The sequence below is a fragment of the Paenibacillus popilliae ATCC 14706 genome, from assembly GCF_000315235.1.
Classification (GTDB): domain Bacteria; phylum Bacillota; class Bacilli; order Paenibacillales; family Paenibacillaceae; genus Paenibacillus_B; species Paenibacillus_B popilliae.
The window spans coordinates 1-6,524 of the sequence record NZ_BALG01000300.1; the positions used below are offsets into that span (position 1 = coordinate 1).

Annotated in this window: 10 protein-coding genes and 1 pseudogene; 8 read left to right on the forward strand and 3 right to left on the reverse strand. The window is 43.3% G+C overall.

Annotation, left to right across the window (positions count from 1 at the left end; all coding sequences use genetic code 11):
- Positions 1–224 (reverse strand): hypothetical protein (locus tag PPOP_RS24605; RefSeq protein ID WP_042229452.1); only part of this gene is annotated, 224 nt, incomplete at its 3' end.
- A 209-nt stretch (positions 225–433) separates the two neighbouring features.
- On the opposite strand from PPOP_RS24605, the gene PPOP_RS16555 reads away from it, so the two are divergent.
- From PPOP_RS16555 to PPOP_RS16570, 5 genes and pseudogenes are all read left to right on the forward strand, one after another.
- On the forward strand, positions 434–682 hold the full coding sequence (locus tag PPOP_RS16555; protein WP_006287791.1) for a hypothetical protein: 249 nt from the start codon (positions 434–436) through the stop codon (positions 680–682).
- A gap of 291 nt (positions 683–973) precedes the next feature.
- A pseudogene (locus PPOP_RS22210) lies at positions 974–1,069 on the forward strand (carbohydrate ABC transporter permease); the annotation flags it as partial.
- A 221-nt stretch (positions 1,070–1,290) separates the two neighbouring features.
- A complete protein-coding gene (locus tag PPOP_RS16560; RefSeq protein ID WP_006287792.1) occupies positions 1,291–1,548 on the forward strand; it encodes a hypothetical protein in 258 nt (85 codons plus the stop codon).
- Positions 1,549–1,568: 20 nt separating this feature from the next.
- Positions 1,569–1,961, forward strand: a complete 393-nt coding sequence (locus tag PPOP_RS16565; RefSeq protein WP_006287793.1) for a DUF1878 family protein — start codon at positions 1,569–1,571, stop codon at positions 1,959–1,961.
- A gap of 460 nt (positions 1,962–2,421) precedes the next feature.
- The gene (locus tag PPOP_RS16570) at positions 2,422–2,856 is read left to right on the forward strand and encodes a GNAT family N-acetyltransferase (RefSeq protein ID WP_006287794.1); all 435 of its coding nucleotides are present in this window, start codon (positions 2,422–2,424) and stop codon (positions 2,854–2,856) included.
- Between the two features lie 145 nt (positions 2,857–3,001).
- On the opposite strand, the gene PPOP_RS16575 is transcribed toward PPOP_RS16570, so the two are convergent.
- Complete coding sequence (locus PPOP_RS16575) at positions 3,002–4,489, reverse strand: sensor histidine kinase (RefSeq protein ID WP_006287795.1); 1,488 nt, start codon at positions 4,487–4,489, stop codon at positions 3,002–3,004.
- Positions 4,486–5,160, reverse strand: a complete 675-nt coding sequence (locus tag PPOP_RS16580) for a response regulator transcription factor (protein ID WP_234399879.1) — start codon at positions 5,158–5,160, stop codon at positions 4,486–4,488. Before PPOP_RS16580 ends, PPOP_RS16575 begins: the two co-directional genes overlap by 4 nt.
- 294 nt (positions 5,161–5,454) lie before the next feature.
- Here PPOP_RS16580 and PPOP_RS22215 point away from each other — a divergent pair, with 294 nt between their 5' ends.
- From PPOP_RS22215 to PPOP_RS25200, 3 genes are all read left to right on the forward strand, one after another.
- The gene (locus PPOP_RS22215; protein ID WP_006287797.1) at positions 5,455–5,652 is read left to right on the forward strand and encodes a hypothetical protein; all 198 of its coding nucleotides are present in this window, start codon (positions 5,455–5,457) and stop codon (positions 5,650–5,652) included.
- Positions 5,612–5,755, forward strand: coding sequence for a hypothetical protein (locus tag PPOP_RS22950; protein WP_159101852.1), 144 nt, complete (start codon positions 5,612–5,614; stop codon positions 5,753–5,755). The genes PPOP_RS22215 and PPOP_RS22950 overlap by 41 nt, the downstream gene beginning before the upstream one ends.
- Before the next feature lie 303 nt (positions 5,756–6,058).
- Complete coding sequence (locus PPOP_RS25200) at positions 6,059–6,181, forward strand: hypothetical protein (protein ID WP_006287799.1); 123 nt, start codon at positions 6,059–6,061, stop codon at positions 6,179–6,181.
- Positions 6,182–6,524: the final 343 nt, after the last annotated feature.

Below are 6,524 nucleotides of genomic sequence, written 5' to 3' on the forward strand. Positions count from 1 at the left end.
TCGGCCAATTGTGCCATCTGGACAACGGAAGAGCAATTGGAAACGAGACCGACGACATAGAGGAAGCAAATAAGCCAAGATGGCGTTCCATTGCATTTCATAATGCCGGATTGAGTAAGTAACAGGGAAAAGTCAAATCGATCCCAGAGACTCTTCAGAATAGGCGCTCCCGCACACTCGCCGTGATTCCATTCTCTAAACTTCGTTTTTTGCAACGCTGACATTGGTGACCCACCCCATAATCTGAAGATATACCCTATAAAAAAGGTATCCTTCGCAATTATAGTGTCTATTTTGAAAAGTCAAGTGGTTTTTTAGATATTTATCGAAATATTGTAGACACTTTTGTAGTGGTGACTGATTACCAATTAGTGTATTGAACTGCATAGGTCATGTAAGACAAGTGTATAGTGTTCTAATGGGAGGGATATTTGTGGAATACGCATTTACTCATTATGCTCGAAAAAGATGCAAAGAACAAAATATAAACCTGCATAACTTACTTAAAGAAGTGAAAACAATTCCTGCGCCGAGGGGTAATACCAGATGGATATCCACAGAAGGACATACGATAATGTTAAGTGGTAAAGCTAATGGCAATATCGTTATTGTGACTGTTATAGCAAAGCATAAGTATAGACAAACTATGAATAAACTACACAAAGGACGAAACACCTTCTGAGTGCTATCTTTTTTTGTATTTATATCACACAAATGGGTAATTTGAAAAAAAATGCTTGTATTTCGCAAATCACATGGTAAAATATAGGTGATTGAGAATTACATTGCCGAAGGAGGTAAAACTATGAATACCGTTGCTGCGACGCCACAGCGCTTGGGGAACTAAATCAGTGCTATCGGCAGAAGAAGAAAATGAGTCTATCGAAGCTGCAAGAAGCGGTCGGCCTTGATAAAGGCAGCCTGTAAAGAATTGAAAACAGCGAAATCTTACGCCCTGATTTTAACATCATTTGGGCTGACGCTCACGATCATCCCGATTGTCCGCTTCTATATTTTCGCGCAGAAGTATATTGTTAAAGGTATTGCCGCAGGTGCGGTAAAATTATAGAAGAGGGGATGTTTAATATGTTGTTTAAGTTTTCGACTGTTAAGGTTATGACTTCACTTGCGCTTTTTGGTGTTTTGTTGTTTAGTTCATCTTTACCCGTATCTGCGTTTACAAGTAGTTCTAATTCTTTTGCTACTGAAATTCAAGAACCGATAAATAATCATCAAGTGGACTTTCATTGAAGTAAAAGAGGAGTAAAAAAATGGATTGGAAAATTAGCAATGGAAGGTGTTGCAAAAACGTTAAGAGCTAGTGGAAGTTTAGTAGATGATATAGCAAAAAAACTAGGAGGTAAGGAAGCAAAAGCTTTTAGTAAAAATACAGATAAAATTGCTGATGCTTTAGATGAACTTTTAGAGGAAGCTGAAGTCGTAGAAGATAGAATAATAGATACGATAAGTTCGGCTTTAATTACTGCAGGAGTTGAGGCAGGAATAGCACGTACTATTGCTAGTACCTTTACTTTCCTAGCATTTTAATTGTGAAAGGAAAATTAAAAATGACGAACGAGGAAACAATGAAAGAAAGAATTGATAGATTAGAATATTATATTCATGTTTTAAAAAATTATATTTCGGTAGACAGAGAACGTTTTTTGTTATGGGATTGGGCGGTATCTCAACGGTTGAATGAACAAGAGTTTAACAATATAACAGATTATTTAAAAAGTATTGCAAATAAAATGGAAGAGTCCGATTGCGAAGATGATTATCCTACAATTGAACAATTTGTAGCCAAAATAAATAATATGGTTTATCAAGAGTTAAGAGATAGTCGAAAAATTATAGTTGATAGAATTTTTTTTGAGGGATTGTTTAATGGATTAATACGAATAGGAAAAGATAAGTTTGATAAGTTGATTACGTATTATTCAATTTTAAAAAATAGATGAATGGATAAAAGATACCCTACGGGGGTCTGTCAAGAATTTTGAGCTGTGCGGCCGGGCAAGGTCGATAATTCTAGTGGGTGGGAGTCCCTGTTTGTTGCAGGGTAGATGTGCTCAGTTTTGCAGCAATTGCTTATGCAGTAAAAGTAGCCTGGTTTGATATGGAGTGATGGGCATGATAGGCTTACTGGTCTCTGCGAAGCCTGTGGCTTCGCCCCTTCGCAGGGAATCATGCCCATAGAGGCTCCATGTCAAACCTATGCATAAACCTTACTTGTTGCTGTATATTGATAAAATTGCTTGGCTGCAAAACTCGGCACTTTTCGATTGCCAAAAACACATATCGCTGGCAAGTAGCTTCTGCACTTTTGTGCTGCCATATTGAGCATTTTTTTCTTGCCAAACACACAGACAAGAAGCCAACAAAAATTTCAGAAATACAGATGCGGGAGGGGGGAGGAATATGGCAAACAGACCTGAGCTTTTTCATAGCACATCCGAAGAATCCAAGCATGTCCTACACAAATTGATTGAGTTCAATGCCCAATGCGTGCCTAACGCCCAGCTCGAGGAAGTTAATTTATGCTTGAAAGATGATAACGGAGAGATTGTTGCCGGTCTTAACAGCACAGTTCTTTGGAATTGGATGGAAGTTGATATTTTATGGGTGGATGACAAGCACCGTGGACAAGGGTTGGGGAAACGATTATTAGAAGAAGCCGAGCAAATAGCGAGCGCAAAAAATTGTACGTTTATTAAACTGAATACATTCAGTTTTCAAGCTCCCGAATTTTACAAGAAATATGGCTACGAGGTTGTCGCCATTTTCGAAAATGCGCCGATTGGATGTAAGCACTATTACTATAAGAAGGACCTAACAAAGATAGCGAAACCATAACCTTGAACGGAGAAAAGTTATATCCTATTACAGTATCTATGGCCCTGCCCAGATCATGTATACGATTTGTAGATATGTTATGAAAAATGGGAAATGGCAAAGGCCCTGTCCGATTTCGGTAGCGAACGGAGCCTTTGCCGTTTTTCTATGTTTCTCCATCGTACCCTTGCAGGCGAGGAACGGCTGCCGGCAGCGTAACGATAAATGCGCTGCCCTGTCCTTCCGCGCTCATGACGCGGATGGATCCTTCGTGCGCATCTACAATTGATTTCGTTATCGATAAGCCAAGCCCGGCGCCGCCGTACTTGCGGGTGCGGGAAGATTCGCTGCGGTAGAACCGGTCGAACAAATGGGGAAGATGCATCTTCCCGATCCCCGTCCCATTATCCCGCACAGTCAGTTCCACACCGCAGGGTATTGTTTCTGTTGAAATCCGATTTTCTCCTTTTTCCGGATCCGTATGCTGAACGGCATTATGGAATAAATTCAGGACTACCTGCTTCATTTTGTCCGGATCGTACATGCACTTCGCATCTTCCGCCAGAGCGAGCGCCACATGGCGCTTTCCGGCAAGCAGACGAAGCTGCGGATCCAGTTCCCGAAGCACGCGATTCAATTCGCCGTCGGAGCGCTCCATGACCGGAGCCCGGTCCAGCTTCGCCAGCAGCAGAAGATCCTGTACCAGCTTATTGATCCGCTCGGATTCCCCGTGCATCGAGATGAGCGCTCTGCGCAACTGCTCCGGCTGGTTCATGGCGCCGCGGAGCAGAACCACGAGGAATCCGTGAATCGACGTCAACGGCGTCCGGAGTTCATGGGAGGCGTCTGCGACAAAGCGGCGCATCTGCTCTTTGGCTTCCTTTTCCGCTTCGAATGAGGATTCCAGCCTTTCCAGCATGCCATTGAATGATAATGCGAGCCGATCGATTTCGAGCTGGCCCTGACGGGACGGAACGCGTTCCGCCAAATTCCCGGCATCAATTCTTCCGACGAAATGCACCATATTGGACAGCGGGATAAGCGTTCTTTTTAATACGGGGAGGAACCCGATCATGCCACCGATCAGTGCTAGGACGGATAAGGAGAGAAATGTCAGAAGCTGGTTGGCCAGCATATCCTTCAACGGTTTGGTGCTTGTATTGAGCTGAATGAGTCCGAGCATGCGCCCCTTCCATTCGAACGGCTGCAGCACGAGCAGTTGCTCTTCTCCCTGGCTGTCATTCACGATCCGGTAATTGACTTCCTTCTTATTCTTGTTCATGACCGATTGATATTCTTCCGGGGACAGTTCGGGTGGATCTTCCATTTTATCCCCCATGGATGCAGCCTGAATGTCGCCGTTCGCATCGATAATGGCGAGCGACGCATCCGCAGGCAAAAACAGCATCGGCCGCCGCCCCGATACGCCGGCATCTCGGTCCGCCAGCAACTGCCATGCCTCGCGCGGAAAGGATAAGATTTGGCTTTTCAAGCTTTCCGCTTTATTTTCATACACGAATTGCTGCATAACCAAATATTGAAATACGCCGATGAGCATAAGCAGCGCGGCGAGAATGAGGAGGGAACGGGATAACAACTGAAACCGCAAAGAGCCCGGATGAATGAAGCGCCGGATTCGTTCTGCCGCCTTCATGGAAGATCAACCCGGTAACCGGCTCCGCGCAGCGTCCGAATAAGTCGATGCTCCCGGTCACTCAGCTTCTCCCGCAAAGACCGGACATACACCTCTACGATATTTTCCTCACCGCAAAAATCATAACCCCATACTCTGTCCAATATCATTGCTTTGCTGAGCACAAGACCTTGATTAAGCACCAAAAACTTCAAGAGCTCGTATTCGGTCGGGGACAGCTTCAGCACCCGGCTGTCAAAAATGATTTCCTTGCGCCGATCATCGATCCGGAACGGTCCGGCAATGACCTCGCCGAACAAATGGGGGAACTGATTGCGGATTCGCGCGTGAATGCGTGCCAGCAGTTCCTCGAAGCTGAACGGCTTCATCATATAATCGTCCGCGCCAAGCGTCAGTCCTTTCACCCGATCGTCCACTTCATCTTTGGCGGTCAGCATGATGACGGCTGCGTTCTCAGATTTCTTGATCATTCGGCATACCTCGAAGCCATCCATTCCCGGCATCATGACGTCGAGAATGACGACGTGCGGCTGGAACTCGCTCGCCATCGCCACGGCCGCCATTCCATCTATCGCGGTCTGTATCTCGAAGCCTTCATTGGTCAGGCCAAGTTCGAGAAACTGTAGTATGTTCGGTTCGTCGTCGACGAGCAATATTTTGATGCCTTTCAATTATTGCATAGGGATCCTCCTGCCTGTAAGCCGCTTGCACACGCGGACAGTGCTGCTCCCAGCATAACAGACGGAGCTGAAGCTGTTCTTAAAAGAATCTGAAAACATGCTGAGAAACATGGATTCACGAATGAGACACGTTAATGAGCCGTTCAATGCGAAGCTGCTGGGCAGCACCTATAATCTGGATTTGGCCAATTTTCAGGCAGTTTATAGTCGGCATTCAGGGTAGGTTCAGGTGAACGGTATAAACTCATTCTTGTAAAACAAAAAACCATTTTGGAGGGAAATTGAATGAAAAAAATGAACAAATCGCTTGCAGTCACCGCCTTTGGAGCTATTTTTGCCGTCAGTGCATTAGGATCCGCCTTTGCAACGGAAGCCGATACAACCTTAACTCAAGGGGCAACCACGAAGCATTTCTCCCTGAATAATGACCGGGGGGATAAATTTGGAACAACTGGCAGCGGAAAAAGGCATCACGGTGGATAAGCTGAAGGCGCAAATGGAGCAATTGGCGGCGGACAAAGGCATTACCGTGGACGAGCTGAAGGCTCAAATGGAGGAAAACCACGTCGTACGCGGAAACAAATAATTTCAGTTATAGGGAAGAACGGTCTGTTTCGTACAGGTCGTTCTTTTTGTTCTGTTTCAATGTTGCAACTTGTTTCTCCGTTTTTTTGAGCACACTCATTCAGCCGTGTGGATGCCATTGTTTTTTCTAGAATTTTTCCTTTTTATAATGATGGTTGGTTCGTCATCCACATACAAACTCCTTATCAATACTAAATCAATAGAAATATTATAAAATCAATCTCTTTATATATTGAACATGTCTCATATAATATCTTAATAAACAACATTATCAGAGTATACACGTATGAAGGAGGATAGCCAAATGAAAAATTTTGCTTACGAAGTGACTGATAAAAACGGTAACACCGAACGATTCGGTTGGTATGATAAAAAGTTGATTGAAGAAGCAAACCGTGAATTGATTTTTATATGTAGGAAATTATAGTGGTTTGCAAGAAAAAAAGGAACAGATGTCTAAGCGTAACCGGCTATTTTTTATCTATTTACTAAATATTTATCTTCCAATAGTAAGTGATTATGTTAACTAGAGGTGTATGGAATATTCATTCAGACATCAATACCCAATAGCGAAAAGTAGGTTAGTTGTTGAAGAAGTTATAAATTCAATAGTTTAAAGTAGGTAATTGTTAACAATAATAATATAATAAAAAAAACAATAATATTTTATTGTAAGACGATAAATTGTGTGATAAAATCACGTTGTCATTAAATAAGTGAGGTGTTTTAAATGAATGGTAAACGAGGTTCAACCACTTTCTTAAAGGTAA